We start from the raw sequence: 14,283 nt of genomic DNA on the forward strand, positions 1-14,283 counted from the left end.
GCTTTTAAATTTGCTATGATACGCCTATTTTCACTTTGGGCTTCTATCTTAGCCAAATTTTCATTGTGTGTAAGATAAAGACTATAAGAATAACCGCTCAATATCATCAATGCTATTGTTATAACTTTTGCTGTGTCGCTCATATCTTTTATCCCTTCTAAAATCGGCTTCTATCTTAGCCAAATTTTCATTGTGTGCTAATTATCAAAATACTCTACAATATCAAAATCATCGCCTTTTATTATCTTTATCATTCTTTATTATCTCCTTGTATTTAATTCTTTAATAATTCTCTTTATAGCTTCTTCCTTAAGCTCTTTTTTAGTTCTTTTGTAAAGGGTTCTAGCTTCTATAAAAGATAAATTATTAAAATCATCAAAATGAATTGTAGGATAGCGTTTATGAACTACATCAAACATTTCATTATATGCTCCCTCTTTGATAGCTAAAACTACACAAGCAACAACAACACCTATGAGACTAACCAAGATAAACATTGCTATAAATACAATAAGCATCATCATTATTCCTTTAAAATGGCATTTCATCATCAGCTTTAATTTTTCACATATCCTATCAAAAGCCCAATTTTAGGGCTTTTCAAATCTTGTGCTATGTAGTTTATCTTTGATGATTTTCTTTAGATGCCGCAAAGCGTATATTAGTGTAGCAGTAGAAACTGATAAAATTATTGTTTGCCAATCCATTTCTTGCTCCTAAAAAAGCTTATTCTCCTAAGCTTTTTTTGTATTCTAAAACTTCATCTAGCAACTTTTCTGGGTCAGAAAAGAAGCTATAATGAAAATCTTGTAAATGATTACAAAGCAGTTCAACTAGCATTTTGTTTTCATCATATTTATCTGAGCCAATCTCATCATCATCTTTTGAGTAGTCATCTAAAAGATTTTTTATATCTTTTAGAGTTTTAAACTGATAAATACTATTTTCTTTAGCTATATCATCTAAAATTTCGATATATTGATTAATACAATTAGGCTCTTTTTTCTCTATCTCTTTTAATAACTCATATAAAGAAGTTTCAAAACCAAACTTCTCTCTTAATCCACAGTAATTATCAAAGTTATCTAAACTATATAGGTCTCTTGCTCTATTTGATAAATGCGGCTCAAAGAATAGATTTGTATATAAATCTAGAGCTTTATCGCCAAATTTATTAGCGTATTCTTTGTCTATATAATTATTTATATAATAATAAGCTTTATCGTAAGCTTCATCTAGTGTCATTTTATTCTCCTAATTTAAAATTTCATTATTTTATCAAAAGCTAAATTTAAAATTGCTTTTTTCTAAGTATTCAAGTCTTTTAACGATTTTGGCAAATCTTGCTACACTCATTTTAGGTTGTTTTATGAGTAAAAAGCGGTATCGATTTAATGTTTTTATATTCATTTTTTGCTCTTTAATTGATAAAAAAGCCCCACAAAGCACAATATCCACAAAAAAAGTAAGATATAAAGCATTTATCGCTCCTTTATAATCTCTAGCATATACTCTAATGGCTCATTTGTATATTCGCTATACTCTATGCTTAAAGATACAATATCAAATAATAAATTGCATATATCGCTACTATCTTTATTTTGTCTATCTCGTCTAGATATATAATCAATAAGCACAACTATATCATCTTTAGAAAAATATCTTTGGTATTGAGATATTAGATAGTTTAGCTTATTATCTAAATTAAGCTTTTGTATATGCTCATCGTATGTTTGAGCTAAATAATCGTATTGCTCCATTTTTACTTCCTTAAAATTTTTTTATAGATTTAGATAGATTTAGTATCTAAATTTATAAAAAAACATTGGTAAAGTCCGAAGTTTGATAAAGCTGTTGTTATTTTAACTTCGCTAATCGTAGATAAGCTTTTATATAAAAGTTTAGCTCTAGCGATAAGGGTAACCCTACGCAGTAGGGACTTTCTCAAAGAGAGTGCAAAGCACAAGAGTGCGTTTCCAAAGTGCTAAACTTTGGTCGTAAAGACTAGCTTTGCTAGTCTGCGAAGTTAAAATAGCTTCGGTTCATCAGCTCATCCGATTAAAACCAGATTAAAGGCTCTGTCGGTCAATGATTTGATACAATCTCATCAATCCAGCCTATCAAAGCGTTTTTGCTTTTGATGGTGAAATATTACCATTAGTTAGTTTAAATATTACTTAAAGTAATTCAAAAGTAATAAAAAAAGTAATATTTTTTTAAATTATTTTTCTAATTATGTTGATAGAACTAAAAATTAGAATTAAGATATAAATTTGTAAAAAGTGTGTATAATAATAAGTATAAATAAAAAAGGTAGGTAGATGAGTAGCTTAGATAAACTTATAAAAAAACTTGAAAATAACCCTAAAAATGTAAGTTTTGACGATATAAAAAAGCTACTTATAAATAATGGCTGGGAGCTAAACCATACAAAAGGCTCACATCATAAGTTTAAAAAGGGTAGTGATAGCATAGTTATACCTTATAATAAGCCTATAAAAGAGATTTATGTTTTACAAGTTTTAGAAAAGATAAAGGATAAAAAATGAAAGATTTAAACTACTACTTAAATTTGCCATATACTATAAGCGTTAAAAAGCTTGATGATGGTGAGTACTTCGCAGAGTATTTAGATATAAACCTAACCAAAAATAACTTAATAGCCGGATGGGGCAAAGATGAGTTAGAGGCTATAAATGATTTAAAAGAGGCTTTTGCTTGTTATGTTGAAGGTGCTTTAAAAGATGGAGATTTCATACCTGAACCATTAAGAGAAGATAAAAAAGTAAGGATAAATATAACCTTGCCAAAATCTATTATAAATGCTATAGATGCCGTTAGTCCTAATCGCTCAAAATGGATTAGCGATATGGCCAAAAGGACGCTAAATTTAAATTATTAATATTTAGAAAAACCTTTAAATAAAAATAAAAATATATAGTATTCTCCCTATTATAAGGGGATTTGCTTCTTGTGATTATATCTTTTTAGAAATTATACTATAACAGCCAACCACACGACCTAGAATTTGAATTTCATTTTCTTCAGATATCTCTATAGGCTCATACTCTTTATTATCGCTTATTAGAGATAATTTTGGGCGTTTTTTTATTCGTTTTACAAATAACTCATTATCATATCTACAAACATACACAGAGCCTTCGATAATATCAGAGACAAATTGAAAAACTACTAGAGAGCTTTCAGCTATCGTTGGCTCCATAGAGTTGCCAAAACAAGGGATAATTCCTAATTTAGCATTTGGTGAAACGCCAAACATTAAACGCAAATCTTGCGGTTTAAATGGCAAAAAATCGCAATCCCCTAGTTCTGCTATCTCATTTCCTTTTCCTGCTGAAACAGAACCGTCTTTGAAAAATGGGACATATATCGTATCATCATTATCTTTTTTTAGCATATTATTTTGTTTTGGCATTATTTCTAAATCATCATTTAAAAAATACTCAATAGGCACACGAAAGAAATTTGCTAATTTTATTATATTGTTTTTTGAAGGTGTTTTTTGACCTAGTTGCCATTGACTTACTGATGATTGTGATACATCTAGGGCTTTAGCTAGTATAACCGTATCTACGCCTTTTGTAGATGATATACACTCTCTTAATTTGTCTGCGAAACTTTTCATTATTATTCCTTATAAAATTACTATTTGTAATATTATATTATCTTATTTCAGAAAAATCAAATTACTTTAAGTTATATTTAATCTTACTTAGCGTAATATAACGATATGGAAAGTAATAAATATAAAGAAAAATTAAAAGAGGCATTGAGGTCATTTGGCTTAGCTGAAAGCTCTATTATTGTTTATTTGGCTGGGTCGCAAGATAAAAAGCCAAATGGAGAGATAAGATATGCTTTAAGTCAAATGAAAGGCATCAAACACCCATTTAATGCGTGGGGTTTGAATATGAAAGAGTATTTAAACGCTCAAGAGCAAAAAGCGAACAAAAAGGCTAAAAATGAGCTTCGTTGAGTGCTTTATAATGGGCTTTTGTATAGGTGCGTTTATAATGAGTTTGGCAATGCTATTTTGGCCAAAATCTAAAGAGAGTATTTAAACATTATGCACTTTTTGTTATTTAAGGAGCATCTGCCTTTATTTACAAAAGGGCATTCTATGCGTTTAAGTTTTGCGTTTTTAAGGACAATATTAACTGGTATCTCTGTGCCACCCTTTAAAACACAAGCTTTTTTAAAATGCTCTATTTTAGGTGGGTGCATAAACTTAAGACACAAACCAAATGTAACACCGCTGCCAACAAAAATGCCTAATAAGAAAAAAAAATAGCTTAGGGTGTATGTATGGCTCTAAGAACAATAAAATCGCTTCCATAGCGAGATTATATCAAATAAAGGATAAAAAATGAATATCATCACAAAAACTCTAAAATCAAATGGATATTTTGTAATAAATAAGCATTTAATGAAAATTTTAGGCTTGAATAAAGCGGTTATTTTAAGTATGTTTATCGATAAAGCGGATTATTATGATAATGAAATGTTTTTTTATACGATAAATGATATCATCGACGCTCTTGGTGGGGGCTTAAGTGAGCGTGAGATAAGAGCTACTATAAAAAGTTTGATTGATGATGATTTGATTATTGATAAAGGTATGATAGGCGTACCTGCTAAACGCTTTTTTATGATAAACGAAATCAAAATATCTGAGCTTTTTGACAATCCTAGCTCTATCAAAAATAATAGTGCTAGAAGAAAAAAATTTAAAAAAAGAAAGCCCGAGCAACTTTCAAAAACCAAGCTTAGATGAACTAGAAAGTTATGCTAAAGAGATTGAAGCTAATTTTAGCATAAATCAATTTTTTGATTATTACGAAGCTAATGGCTGGAAAGTCGGCAAAAACCCTATGAAAAACTGGCAAGCTACTATGCGAATGTGGAAGCATAGAAGTAGTGAGAATAAAAGCAACATAGATGACAAAAAGCTAGATGAGTTTTTCGCTAGTCAAAAAAGCGACCCAGTTTTAAGCAATAATTGGCTTAGTCGTGGAGTGCCTGGTGTTGTAAAATCAAAAAATCAAGCATTAGAAAATAAGCAAAGCGATGATATACCGCAAGATTTTAAAGATAGATTTTTAGGAGAGTAAGATGAGAGAAGAGTTTATTCGAAGCGTTTTATTTAACAACAAAGCAGATAAAACACAAGTGAAATTTGCTAGTGAAAGTGTCTTAAAAGATATAAGTGACGAGCAATTAAACGAGTTTGCTCTGTTTGCGTTATCGATGAAAACAAAATACGACAACAGCATTCAAATGCTTATAAACGCAGTAAATGAGTATCAAAAACAAAATTATCTTAATGTCGTTAGAGCTACAAAGCCTTTTAAAAATATTCAAACACTTAGAAATTTTATCAACACCTACTTCAAAGGTAAAATCGTAGGTAGTGGAATAATGCCGTTTTTTTACACTCACATAAGATTAAACGATGAGTTACAGCTAGTCAATGAGAATACTCAAAGAGTGCTAAATGCTACTGATGAGAGCGAGTTTTTAGAAAATTTGCTAAAAGAGCAAGAGCAAATAGGCATCTATAGAGCTGATTTAATAGCTTTTAGAATAAAACAAAGAGATAGCACACCAAAAATAGAGCAACTAAGTGAGCTAGAAAAAATCGATAGTGGAGTTTATGTTATTGACAAAAAAACTCTAGAACTAGCGTGGGCTAAGCTTTTTAGCCTTAAAGATGAGCTTAAAGGAGTTAATAAGTGATAAATTATAATCAAACTTTGTCTTGTCTAAAAGCTAAGAAGTTAATACCGCTAGAAGAGCAAGAGCAGATGAATTTCATCTGTTGGCTAAGAGTTCAAAAGATTAAGCATATTCATATAGCCAATGAGAGAATGTGTAGCGTAGTCTATAAGAAAAAATTAAAAGCACTTGGCACATATGCTGGATTTCCTGATTTGATGATATTTTTGCCAAATAAAATACTCTTTATTGAGATGAAACGAAGTGATAAGAGATTAAGCAGAGTTAGCAAAGAGCAAAAAGATTGGATAGATTTTTTAGATATTTGGAGTGAAAATCTCTATGGCGTAAGCACAGCCAAAGTGTGCTATGGAGCAAGTGAAGCAATAGAGTTTGTTAAAGAAAATTTATAAAGTGGCTCAAATTTACCTAGATTTGAACCACCAAAATAAAATAAAATTAGCAGATTTTAAGGATTTTGATTAAAAATGGCAGTAGATGAGAGAATAAAAAAAGAGCTTGTAGCTGACTACCTAACTGGTAGATTTTCACAAAGAGAGTTAGCTAAGAAGTATAAAGTCTCTTTAGGACTAGTTAATAATTTAACAAAAGAATTGAACACTTCAAATGCTGAACTTGTCGACGCTCAAGCTAGTTTGATTATAGCTAAAAATGAACTACCAAGCGAACAAATGAACGCTATAATAGAAGTAGCATATGATGAAGTGTATTCTAAAAATCTAATCAATAAAGCTACGCATTTAAATCTACAAAGAATTAATGAGACCTTAGAAAAAAATACAAAGATGACTAAAGTTAATTGTGGTGATGGTATTCAAAACCTTGAGCCAACCGAGCTTGAGATGATAGATTATAAAATCGCTCAAGAAGCTATAGATAAAGCAAGTTTAACTCTAGGCATAAATCAACGACACGCAAAAACTGAGATAAATGCTAATGCTACTAATGCCATTCAGATAAATAGGAGTAGCATTTGAATACGCTAAATATCGCTTATACAAAAGCTCAAGAAAAAGTATTCTTTGAAAGTAAAGCAAGATTTAAGACAATTGCTAAAGGCAGACGACTAGGCTTTACTAGGGGTTGTGCGAACTATGTTATAGAGTGTTTGCTTGATGATGATTTTAATGTGAAAAAAGCCCTTTGGGTGGATACTATAACTAGAAATATCCAAAACTATTTTGAAATTTACTTTATGCCAGTTTTAAAGCAGATTAATAGTGATTTTTATAAATGGAGTAAGCAAGATAAGAAGCTAAGCTTTTCAAATGGTAATCTCCTACATATGGTTGGGGCTGATAGACCTGAAAACATTGAAGGCTTAGGCTATGACTTAATCATTTTAAATGAAGCTGGTATTATCCTGAAAAATCCAAAATTATGGGATAACTCCATAAGCCCAATGCTAATTGATAATCCGCATTCTAGAGCTATTATCGGCGGAGTTCCAAAAGGTAAAAATAAATTCTTTGATTTAGTAAATAATTCTATTAAAAGCGTTAGCGGTTGGGAGCATTTTCAATTCTCTAGTTTTGATAATTCTTTATTAGATAAAGATGAGATAAAACGCCTTATAACTGAGCTTGGTGGCGAAAATAGTGAAGTTGTTAGACAAGAGATTTTTGGCGAATTTGTGGATGGCTCAAGTAATCTATTAATTAGCTATGATGAGCTTATAAAAGCGTTTGAAAAGAATAATGAGTTTGAGAGAGTTAATGCTGAAATTTGGGCTTTGGATGTGGCTAGATTTGGCGATGATAAGAGTGTTTTAGCTATGAAAAACGCTAATAATATCTATAAAATGAAAAGCTTTATTAAATTAAATACGCTTGAACTAGCTAATGAGATTAAGATAGCTTACTATAACGCTCAAGTTAAGCCTAGCGTAATTTTTGTTGATACGACTGGAGTTGGGGCTGGAGTTTATGACTTTTTAAGTAGTGCTAATTTGCCGGTAAGTGAAGCTATTATGAGTGCTAAGCCTTTAAGCGATGAGTATAAAAATAAAAGAGCTGAAATGTATTTTAGGTTTGCTAAAGTCCTTAAGCATTTAAATATAAGCGTAGCTGATGAGTTTAAAGAAGCATTAAAAAGACAAGTTAATATGATAGAGTATTTTTATAACGATAAAGATAAATTTCAAATCATATCAAAAGATAATATTAAAAAGCTATATAGCTCAAGTCCAGATGAGCTTGATGCTTTAGCAATGCTATTTTATGATGAAGTAGATTTTTTGCCTAAGAAGCAAAGCTGGAGTGGCTATGGCTGGTAACATTAACAACTTTGATATTTTAAAAGATTGCTTGGATTTAGAGCTAATAAGAGAGTTAGCAAAATTAAATGATGAAGCTTTTAGACTAAATTTAGCTTGTTATTTGTGCGAACTGATAGGTGGCTTAGCACCACTACCAACCAAATCTCACAAAATAATCTTAGCTAAAGAGTTATTAAAAAATGGCTTAGATAAAAAAAGAATTCTAGAGCTTACTAAGATTTCAAACTCAACTTTTAAAAGGCTAAAAAATGCTAGATAGATTTAATAAACTCATTTCTAAAGCCAAAGATGGATATAGCAAATATAGTAGTAGCTTTAAAGCATTAAATAACGCATATTTGCTAAATTATAGCGATGAAAAGAGAGAATTCTTATTTAAGCACGATAAGAGTGCTTTGTATTATCCAAAATTAAACGCAAAAGCCAAAAGAATTATGGACGCATTATCTCAGACCTATTTTGAGAGTGATAAAATGGCGTTATTAGAAAATAATATTAATTCTGATAGCACGATTTTAGAGATGTGGCAATATGCGTTTGATTACTATTGTAAAGTTATTAATCTATATGCGATTTTACAGCCTGAGTTTTTAAAAGTATCATTTTTAGGCACTTCTATAGCTAAAATCTACTGGGATAGTGATAAACCAGCAATAGAAATGTTAGATATCGATAAGGTATTTTTTGACCCAAATGCTAAAAATTACGATGATTTAAGGTATATTATTCACGAGTTTAGCCTAACTAAAGATGATATAAAAAGATATATCAAAGATAAGATTTATAAAAACGCTGATTTAGAGTTTGATGATAGCGATGAGTATAAAAGATATAAACTCTATGATATCTATGAGTTTAAAAATGGCAAGTGGATACTTAGCACAATTTTTGATGATAAAGCTATTTTAAGGCAAGAAGTAGAGCTAAAAGATGGTTTGCCTATAGTGTGTGGTTACACACTAGCTCAAGTGAAAAAATTAGGCGAGAGCGGTTTCATCGGCGTATATGGTGAGCCACCACTAGCTAGTATTTTACCACTTCAAGATGAGTTTAATAATCTAAGAAATGCTAGTATAGAAGCAACTAAACAGCATTTATATCCAAAAATGCTAATCAATAAAAACGCTCAAATAGATAGAGATGAGCTTATAAATCCAACTAGCCCTATTTATGTTAAAGATTTAGGAGCAGTAAGCGTATTGCCACAACCTAGCATACAAACAGCCATAGCAAATATTCAAGCAATTGATAACGATATGAGCGAAACAAGTGGCATAAGCCCACAGCAAAATGGAGCTACTAGCGTCCGAGCTGAAACCGCTACTATGAGTTCAATTATGGCCAATGAAGGAAGCATAAGGTTAAATGGTTATATTAGAACTTATAATGAAACATTTATCGAGCCACTATTTTATAAATTCGCTCAGCTTATTTATAAGTATGGCGACCCTATGTTTTTTGTAGGCGTTGATAGAAGCGAAGTTATGAGTTTTAAACTAAATTTAGAGTGCGGCATAGGAGCTTTAAATAAAGAAGTTCAAAAAAGAAATCTGATTGAGAGCAGTAGTCTCTTAGGCAACCACTTTCAAATGTGCTTAGCTATTAAAGATTTTCAAGGAGCAGAGCTTATAAAAAACGCTCACGAAGAGTTAATAGCTAAGATAATGCCTCTTTTTGGCGTGAAAGATTTTGATAAATATAGAAAGGAGCAAGAGGGTGATAGACTTTATCAAGTCCAACAATGAACTAAAAGAGCTAACAAATTCTTATAAAGAGTTTGAGAAAATACACCAATTTTTCTTAAATGAAGCTGGGGCTTGTTTTTTCAAGGCTTTAAATCAGTATGAGAGTGATAATTCAAGACTTAGCAGTATAGAAAAATTAAGAGTTATAAGAGATTTTCAAAATGAGTTAATCAATTTTTTAAAGGAGAATAGATGAGCGAAAACGAAGCATTAGACGCTATTTTAGAGCAGATAAACGAGCCAGTAATACCAAATGATGAAGCTAATGGGGAAGTAGCTAATCAAGAGTTGCAAAACGAGCAAAAAGAGCAGTTAGACCAAGCTGCGGCTATTACGCAAGAGCAAAACGAGATTATAAACGCTCAAAAAGAGCAGATAAACGCATTACAAAGCCAAATTGATGAGCTAAGCCAAGCATTACAAAATATAACTAACGCACCGCAAAATATGAGCTTTGATAACTATGATGAGCTAAACTCTAATGAGAACATAAGCCAAATTCAAGAGCAATTAAATGCTATGAGAGCAGAGCAAAACGAGCTAAGAGCTAGAGCTGACTTTAATATAGGCTATCAAAATTTTACTCAAAAATACCCTACGATTAAAGGCGATATGCTTTTAGCATTTGCTAAGGAGAATGGATATGAGCAGTTTTTGGGTGATTTTAAAGGTTGGGATATTTTAGCTAAGCTTATGATAAATGAAGCTAAACCAAAACAAACTCCAGACCCTATAACAACAAGCTCAAATAGCGGAGTATTTACTCCAAAAGGGATTAGAGAAGGTGCTAGCGATATAGAGATTGGGGCTGAAATTTTAAATATTAGCAAAGGTATAAGATGACAACTATCCACGACTTAAAGCTTGGTAGCAATACTTTAGAAGTGCTAGAAGCAATACTAGGCTCACTTGAAGCATTTCCAGATGAGATAGCTAAACTAGATTTAAGCAAATTTACCAAAATAGCTGGGGATATAGATAAATCTTATCAGAATATACAAAGCTTAGGAGTAAATGTAACTTCTATGAAAGAAGCAATTAGTCAAACTAAGCACTCAATAGATGAGATTAAAAGGGATTTTGATAGTAAAATAAGCACCTTTGCGGTGGATTTAGATAGAGCAAATGATATTAATAGTAGCGTAAATTCAGCTAAAAACTGGGTTGCTGATATAAAATCTGGGATAGATTTGATTAAATCTAGTGTTGATAATTCGCTTACTGAATTTAATGGTAAAAACGCTGTATTCAACTCTAAAGCTAATAAAGTGAGTTCTGACATAGAGAGCTTCAATGCGTTTGCTAGGAGTGTTAATGCTTCTTTAGAAGCTATAAAAGATGAAGTAAATGCTAGTAAAGATGAGTTTAGCTCTAAAGCGGCTTTAGAAAATATCAAGCTAGATAGCTTAAAGCGTGAAGTAACCACACTAAAAGAGCAAACATTAAGCTCTAAAAATGAGCTAGATATCACCTTAATCCAAGCTAATACACTGCGTGATGCCCTAACCTATGAAGCAAATAGAGCTAATGAAGTGCTAGGTAGGATAAATAGTAAAAACCCAGCTGATGAGATATATATTTTTAAAGGGGATATAGTCCATAGCAATGCTAAATTAGCAAGTCAGAGCCTAGCTCTAACTTTAGCAACTGGGGTTAGTATGCTATATCGATTTAAGTATGAAAAACAGGTGCCAAAACTAAGAGAACTACAGTCGCAGTATCAACGAAGCAATGAGTTAGCCGAATATAGGCTGGGTAAGCTAGATTTACTGCTAAATGAAGCGGATAGAATGGTAAGAAATAGCGAGTTTTATAGTGTTTTAGGAGTGATGGTATGAAATTACAAAGTAATAATTTTATGGGTAGTGGGAGTGTGAAATTAAATAGCCAAGCAGTAGTAAATATAAGCCTATTTAATTCAAGCGATACACCAAGCCAAGCGGTTATAAAGGTGCTTGATGAGCTAGGGGCTGAAAAGTGCGTGATATATAAAGATGAGCTATCCGCAAATCAGGGACATTCTCTTAAACTCTTTGCTAATAACGGCGAGAGTATAAGCGTAGAAGCTGATGAAGGCGTAGGCGTAAATATAGGAGTGTTAAATGAGAATTATATCGCTAAGGGGATTTTAAACACTGAGTATATACCTTGCGTAGGCGATGGGGTTAAAAGTGAGTTTAGCTTTAATGGCTTAAGGGTTAATAGCTTTAAGGAAGTTAGAATTAACTTTGATGGGCTTTATGACGCTATTTTTGGGAAAGATTTTAGATTAAATGATGACAAAAGTGGCGTGATATTCACTAAAGTTCCAGCTGATAAGCTAGAGTTTATAATCTATATAACTAAACAGGAGTAAAAGATGAGCTATGATATATCTACTGGAAAGCTAGATGGGATTAAGATAGGTCGTGGGTGTGCGGAGTTACCACCAATACTGGAAGATAAAAATAGCGTTTTTTGGGGTTATAAGGGGGAGATATTCGTGCTAAAAAATAGCGGTATTATAGGCATAGTGCTTGAAAATATCGATAAGAATAACGCTGATAGCATAGAAAACCTAAAAAATAGCAATAAGATAATGTATCTAAGCACATTTATAGGAAAGGGTGAATAATGAGTGAAGTAGTAACCACTAATACACAAGATGAGAAATTAAATGAGTTAATAGAGTATATGGGTAGTGCGGTGCCTAGTAAGCTAAATGAGCTAAACTCTAAGATTGATAGCATTAGCTCATACTGGAAAGAAGCCACTATAACAGGCAAGGAAGTCCAAGCTCAGTTGCTAAACTCCATTAAGCCACAAAGTGGCAAGGTAGTGATAAATGGGATAGAGTATGATAACTTCAAAGCCCTTCACGAAAAGCTTGATGAGAAGGTAAGCCAAGTATCTGATATACTGGATGCTAAGATAGATAGCGTGGTTAATGTAAGTAGCGACCAAGCTGTGGGTGGGGTTAAGACCTTTAGCTCTCCACCAGTTAGTGCTACTAATCCAACGCAAGGTAATCAAGTGGCTAATAAGGCGTATGTAGATAGTGTGGGTAATGCTAAGGTAGCTTTAACTAAGTATAACTCTGAAGTGTTAATACCACTTACAGCTAACCTTGTATGGAGTGTGGGGACAACTGGGAAAAGTGGAGCTAGTAAGCACTTTAATAGCATAGACTTAGCTATAAATGAAGCATTGAAATATAGACAAACTCCTAGTAAATATATAGATTTATATTTAACTAGCGATATCACAGTTCCAAGTCAGTTATACTACTATGGAGTGGATTTAAAACATTTGAGAATTCAAGGCGGTAGAAGTGCTAGTAATGCTGGATTTAAGATAATAGCTGGAGCTAATCTAAATGCTAATAGAAGTGATAGATATATATTCTATTTTGATAGAAGCCATACTCCAATATTTGTTGGTGTAACATTTAAAGGTAACTGGGTGCCAAATACTACCCCAAGACCAACTGGTATGAAAGCTGGAGCTAAAGCTGATAATGGTCTTAGAGTAAGTAATGGCTCATACTTACAAACAAGTGAATGTAGATTTGAGAATTTGAATAATGCTACCTTGATAAATTATAACTCTAAAGCTTGTTTGTATGGAAGTATATGCTCAATTGAAAACTCTAATGTAGGAGTATTTATACACGATAATACTAATGTAATAGCCCATAATAATGCTATATTAAACACCAATATAGCAGTGAAATCTCATACTCTAGCTAGAGTGCTTTTATATAAAGGGAGTATAAGTAAATGCTCATTAGGGTTAGAAGTAAGGCATGGTGGAAATATAGCTACTAATGGCACTACCTTAGCACTACAAACTGATGCAACTAATAAAAATACAAGTGATGCAAATGTGGCTTACAGTGCTGTAACTAATCACGGAATAATCTTTAAAAATTAAGGAGCAATAAATGATAATGACTAAAAATGGAGCTATATATAATGAGCTAAATAAGAGCATTATAGAGAGCATTATAAGTAGTGTTAAATCCCCTTTTTGTGTAGTTAGTAGGGAGCTAACCTATACAAATCCAGGGAGTGATGATGAGATAAGTGAGTATGTAGATGATATCTCTATTGATGAAGTAGATAAGGGAAGTATAAAGGTAGTAGAGTATTTAAATAGCATAGGGGAGTATGAGCTAATAGATAGATATAATGAGTTTCTAACTTCTATTGGATTTACTCCTAAAGGGATAGAAGTAACTAAGATAACTCTAAGACAGACTAAACTAATACTAAATAAAAAGGGACTGCTAAATAGAGTAAGTGAATTTATAGATAGTATCCCTGATGAAACTCTCAAAGCTAGTGCTAAGATAGAGTGGGAGTATGCTAATGAAGTGGATATCAATAATCCACTAATTAGTGTATTAAAACAAGGGTTAAGCCTAAGTGATGAGAATGTAAAAGATATGTTTAAAGAAGCTAGTAGGTTGTGATAAGCCGTAGGCTTTCATAAAATAAAAAAGCCAAACTGGGAAGGGGCCCT

General features: G+C 32.0%; 23 protein-coding genes. 18 read left to right on the forward strand and 5 right to left on the reverse strand.

From position 1 onward, the window contains the following. Positions 1-260: 260 nt before the first annotated feature. The 4 genes from CSUIS19073_RS07085 to CSUIS19073_RS07100 form a co-directional block, all read right to left on the reverse strand. On the reverse strand, positions 261-521 hold the full coding sequence (locus CSUIS19073_RS07085) for a hypothetical protein (RefSeq protein ID WP_086242170.1): 261 nt from the start codon (positions 519-521) through the stop codon (positions 261-263). A gap of 205 nt (positions 522-726) precedes the next feature. Next, the gene (locus CSUIS19073_RS07090; protein ID WP_086242169.1) at positions 727-1,245 is read right to left on the reverse strand and encodes a hypothetical protein; all 519 of its coding nucleotides are present in this window, start codon (positions 1,243-1,245) and stop codon (positions 727-729) included. 33 nt (positions 1,246-1,278) lie between these two features. Further along, the gene (locus tag CSUIS19073_RS07095) at positions 1,279-1,410 is read right to left on the reverse strand and encodes a hypothetical protein (RefSeq protein WP_272893425.1); all 132 of its coding nucleotides are present in this window, start codon (positions 1,408-1,410) and stop codon (positions 1,279-1,281) included. Positions 1,411-1,481: 71 nt separating this feature from the next. Beyond that, on the reverse strand, positions 1,482-1,760 hold the full coding sequence (locus CSUIS19073_RS07100) for a hypothetical protein (protein WP_086242167.1): 279 nt from the start codon (positions 1,758-1,760) through the stop codon (positions 1,482-1,484). Positions 1,761-2,321: 561 nt separating this feature from the next. Between CSUIS19073_RS07100 and CSUIS19073_RS07105 the strand changes: the two genes are divergently transcribed. After that, positions 2,322-2,549 (forward strand): type II toxin-antitoxin system HicA family toxin, encoded by a 228-nt coding sequence (locus CSUIS19073_RS07105; RefSeq protein ID WP_086242166.1) that lies wholly within the window; start codon positions 2,322-2,324, stop codon positions 2,547-2,549. Next, positions 2,546-2,902, forward strand: a complete 357-nt coding sequence (locus CSUIS19073_RS07110; RefSeq protein WP_086240349.1) for a type II toxin-antitoxin system HicB family antitoxin — start codon at positions 2,546-2,548, stop codon at positions 2,900-2,902. The genes CSUIS19073_RS07105 and CSUIS19073_RS07110 overlap by 4 nt, the downstream gene beginning before the upstream one ends. Positions 2,903-2,977: 75 nt before the next feature. Here the strand turns inward: CSUIS19073_RS07110 and CSUIS19073_RS07115 are convergent, their stop codons facing one another. Further along, entirely contained in the window at positions 2,978-3,646 is a 669-nt protein-coding gene (locus tag CSUIS19073_RS07115; protein ID WP_086242165.1) for an XRE family transcriptional regulator, read from the reverse strand. Between the two features lie 105 nt (positions 3,647-3,751). Here CSUIS19073_RS07115 and CSUIS19073_RS07120 point away from each other — a divergent pair, with 105 nt between their 5' ends. From CSUIS19073_RS07120 to CSUIS19073_RS07195, 16 genes are all read left to right on the forward strand, one after another. Further along, positions 3,752-3,997: a hypothetical protein gene (locus CSUIS19073_RS07120; RefSeq protein WP_086242164.1), complete on the forward strand. Its 246-nt coding sequence runs from the start codon at positions 3,752-3,754 to the stop codon at positions 3,995-3,997. Positions 3,998-4,387: 390 nt separating this feature from the next. Then, positions 4,388-4,795 (forward strand): hypothetical protein, encoded by a 408-nt coding sequence (locus CSUIS19073_RS07125; RefSeq protein ID WP_337214398.1) that lies wholly within the window; start codon positions 4,388-4,390, stop codon positions 4,793-4,795. A 97-nt stretch (positions 4,796-4,892) separates the two neighbouring features. Continuing rightward, the gene (locus CSUIS19073_RS07130) at positions 4,893-5,132 is read left to right on the forward strand and encodes a hypothetical protein (protein WP_337214399.1); all 240 of its coding nucleotides are present in this window, start codon (positions 4,893-4,895) and stop codon (positions 5,130-5,132) included. Position 5,133: 1 nt separating this feature from the next. Next, on the forward strand, positions 5,134-5,757 hold the full coding sequence (locus CSUIS19073_RS07135; RefSeq protein ID WP_086242162.1) for a hypothetical protein: 624 nt from the start codon (positions 5,134-5,136) through the stop codon (positions 5,755-5,757). Beyond that, the gene (locus tag CSUIS19073_RS07140; RefSeq protein WP_180379363.1) at positions 5,754-6,149 is read left to right on the forward strand and encodes a VRR-NUC domain-containing protein; all 396 of its coding nucleotides are present in this window, start codon (positions 5,754-5,756) and stop codon (positions 6,147-6,149) included. Before CSUIS19073_RS07135 ends, CSUIS19073_RS07140 begins: the two co-directional genes overlap by 4 nt. A 75-nt stretch (positions 6,150-6,224) precedes the next feature. Next, a complete protein-coding gene (locus CSUIS19073_RS07145; RefSeq protein WP_086242161.1) occupies positions 6,225-6,734 on the forward strand; it encodes a hypothetical protein in 510 nt (169 codons plus the stop codon). After that, positions 6,731-8,032, forward strand: coding sequence for a hypothetical protein (locus tag CSUIS19073_RS07150; protein WP_086242160.1), 1,302 nt, complete (start codon positions 6,731-6,733; stop codon positions 8,030-8,032). The genes CSUIS19073_RS07145 and CSUIS19073_RS07150 overlap by 4 nt, the downstream gene beginning before the upstream one ends. After that, positions 8,022-8,294 (forward strand): hypothetical protein, encoded by a 273-nt coding sequence (locus CSUIS19073_RS07155; RefSeq protein ID WP_086242159.1) that lies wholly within the window; start codon positions 8,022-8,024, stop codon positions 8,292-8,294. Before CSUIS19073_RS07150 ends, CSUIS19073_RS07155 begins: the two co-directional genes overlap by 11 nt. Then, positions 8,284-9,780 (forward strand): portal protein, encoded by a 1,497-nt coding sequence (locus tag CSUIS19073_RS07160; protein WP_086242158.1) that lies wholly within the window; start codon positions 8,284-8,286, stop codon positions 9,778-9,780. The genes CSUIS19073_RS07155 and CSUIS19073_RS07160 overlap by 11 nt, the downstream gene beginning before the upstream one ends. Then, a complete protein-coding gene (locus CSUIS19073_RS07165; protein ID WP_086242157.1) occupies positions 9,752-9,976 on the forward strand; it encodes a hypothetical protein in 225 nt (74 codons plus the stop codon). Before CSUIS19073_RS07160 ends, CSUIS19073_RS07165 begins: the two co-directional genes overlap by 29 nt. After that, positions 9,973-10,623: a hypothetical protein gene (locus tag CSUIS19073_RS07170; RefSeq protein WP_086242156.1), complete on the forward strand. Its 651-nt coding sequence runs from the start codon at positions 9,973-9,975 to the stop codon at positions 10,621-10,623. Before CSUIS19073_RS07165 ends, CSUIS19073_RS07170 begins: the two co-directional genes overlap by 4 nt. Then, the gene (locus tag CSUIS19073_RS07175) at positions 10,620-11,618 is read left to right on the forward strand and encodes a hypothetical protein (protein WP_086242155.1); all 999 of its coding nucleotides are present in this window, start codon (positions 10,620-10,622) and stop codon (positions 11,616-11,618) included. The genes CSUIS19073_RS07170 and CSUIS19073_RS07175 overlap by 4 nt, the downstream gene beginning before the upstream one ends. Continuing rightward, positions 11,615-12,136, forward strand: a complete 522-nt coding sequence (locus CSUIS19073_RS07180) for a hypothetical protein (RefSeq protein ID WP_086242154.1) — start codon at positions 11,615-11,617, stop codon at positions 12,134-12,136. Before CSUIS19073_RS07175 ends, CSUIS19073_RS07180 begins: the two co-directional genes overlap by 4 nt. 3 nt (positions 12,137-12,139) lie before the next feature. Continuing rightward, the gene (locus CSUIS19073_RS07185; RefSeq protein WP_086242153.1) at positions 12,140-12,394 is read left to right on the forward strand and encodes a hypothetical protein; all 255 of its coding nucleotides are present in this window, start codon (positions 12,140-12,142) and stop codon (positions 12,392-12,394) included. Continuing rightward, a complete protein-coding gene (locus CSUIS19073_RS07190) occupies positions 12,394-13,692 on the forward strand; it encodes a hypothetical protein (RefSeq protein WP_086242152.1) in 1,299 nt (432 codons plus the stop codon). Before CSUIS19073_RS07185 ends, CSUIS19073_RS07190 begins: the two co-directional genes overlap by 1 nt. A 10-nt stretch (positions 13,693-13,702) precedes the next feature. Next, the gene (locus tag CSUIS19073_RS07195) at positions 13,703-14,233 is read left to right on the forward strand and encodes a hypothetical protein (RefSeq protein WP_086242151.1); all 531 of its coding nucleotides are present in this window, start codon (positions 13,703-13,705) and stop codon (positions 14,231-14,233) included. The last annotated feature ends 50 nt before the right edge of the window (positions 14,234-14,283 follow it).

The sequence above is a fragment of the Campylobacter sp. RM19073 genome, assembly GCF_024723495.1.
Taxonomy (GTDB): domain Bacteria; phylum Campylobacterota; class Campylobacteria; order Campylobacterales; family Campylobacteraceae; genus Campylobacter; species Campylobacter porcelli.

Coding starts and splice junctions, on each gene's coding strand:
- CSUIS19073_RS07115 (WP_086242165.1), bottom strand. CDS start 3,646: ATGAAAAGTTTCGCAGACAAATTAAGAGAGTGTATATCATCTACAAAA.
- CSUIS19073_RS07195 (WP_086242151.1), top strand. CDS start 13,703: ATGATAATGACTAAAAATGGAGCTATATATAATGAGCTAAATAAGAGC.
- CSUIS19073_RS07160 (WP_086242158.1), top strand. CDS start 8,284: ATGCTAGATAGATTTAATAAACTCATTTCTAAAGCCAAAGATGGATAT.
- CSUIS19073_RS07170 (WP_086242156.1), top strand. CDS start 9,973: ATGAGCGAAAACGAAGCATTAGACGCTATTTTAGAGCAGATAAACGAG.
- CSUIS19073_RS07135 (WP_086242162.1), top strand. CDS start 5,134: ATGAGAGAAGAGTTTATTCGAAGCGTTTTATTTAACAACAAAGCAGAT.
- CSUIS19073_RS07105 (WP_086242166.1), top strand. CDS start 2,322: ATGAGTAGCTTAGATAAACTTATAAAAAAACTTGAAAATAACCCTAAA.
- CSUIS19073_RS07145 (WP_086242161.1), top strand. CDS start 6,225: ATGGCAGTAGATGAGAGAATAAAAAAAGAGCTTGTAGCTGACTACCTA.
- CSUIS19073_RS07085 (WP_086242170.1), bottom strand. CDS start 521: ATGATGCTTATTGTATTTATAGCAATGTTTATCTTGGTTAGTCTCATA.
- CSUIS19073_RS07175 (WP_086242155.1), top strand. CDS start 10,620: ATGACAACTATCCACGACTTAAAGCTTGGTAGCAATACTTTAGAAGTG.
- CSUIS19073_RS07190 (WP_086242152.1), top strand. CDS start 12,394: ATGAGTGAAGTAGTAACCACTAATACACAAGATGAGAAATTAAATGAG.
- CSUIS19073_RS07185 (WP_086242153.1), top strand. CDS start 12,140: ATGAGCTATGATATATCTACTGGAAAGCTAGATGGGATTAAGATAGGT.
- CSUIS19073_RS07110 (WP_086240349.1), top strand. CDS start 2,546: ATGAAAGATTTAAACTACTACTTAAATTTGCCATATACTATAAGCGTT.
- CSUIS19073_RS07095 (WP_272893425.1), bottom strand. CDS start 1,410: ATGAATATAAAAACATTAAATCGATACCGCTTTTTACTCATAAAACAA.
- CSUIS19073_RS07130 (WP_337214399.1), top strand. CDS start 4,893: ATGAAAAACTGGCAAGCTACTATGCGAATGTGGAAGCATAGAAGTAGT.
- CSUIS19073_RS07155 (WP_086242159.1), top strand. CDS start 8,022: ATGGCTGGTAACATTAACAACTTTGATATTTTAAAAGATTGCTTGGAT.
- CSUIS19073_RS07125 (WP_337214398.1), top strand. CDS start 4,388: ATGAATATCATCACAAAAACTCTAAAATCAAATGGATATTTTGTAATA.
- CSUIS19073_RS07180 (WP_086242154.1), top strand. CDS start 11,615: ATGAAATTACAAAGTAATAATTTTATGGGTAGTGGGAGTGTGAAATTA.
- CSUIS19073_RS07100 (WP_086242167.1), bottom strand. CDS start 1,760: ATGGAGCAATACGATTATTTAGCTCAAACATACGATGAGCATATACAA.
- CSUIS19073_RS07090 (WP_086242169.1), bottom strand. CDS start 1,245: ATGACACTAGATGAAGCTTACGATAAAGCTTATTATTATATAAATAAT.
- CSUIS19073_RS07120 (WP_086242164.1), top strand. CDS start 3,752: ATGGAAAGTAATAAATATAAAGAAAAATTAAAAGAGGCATTGAGGTCA.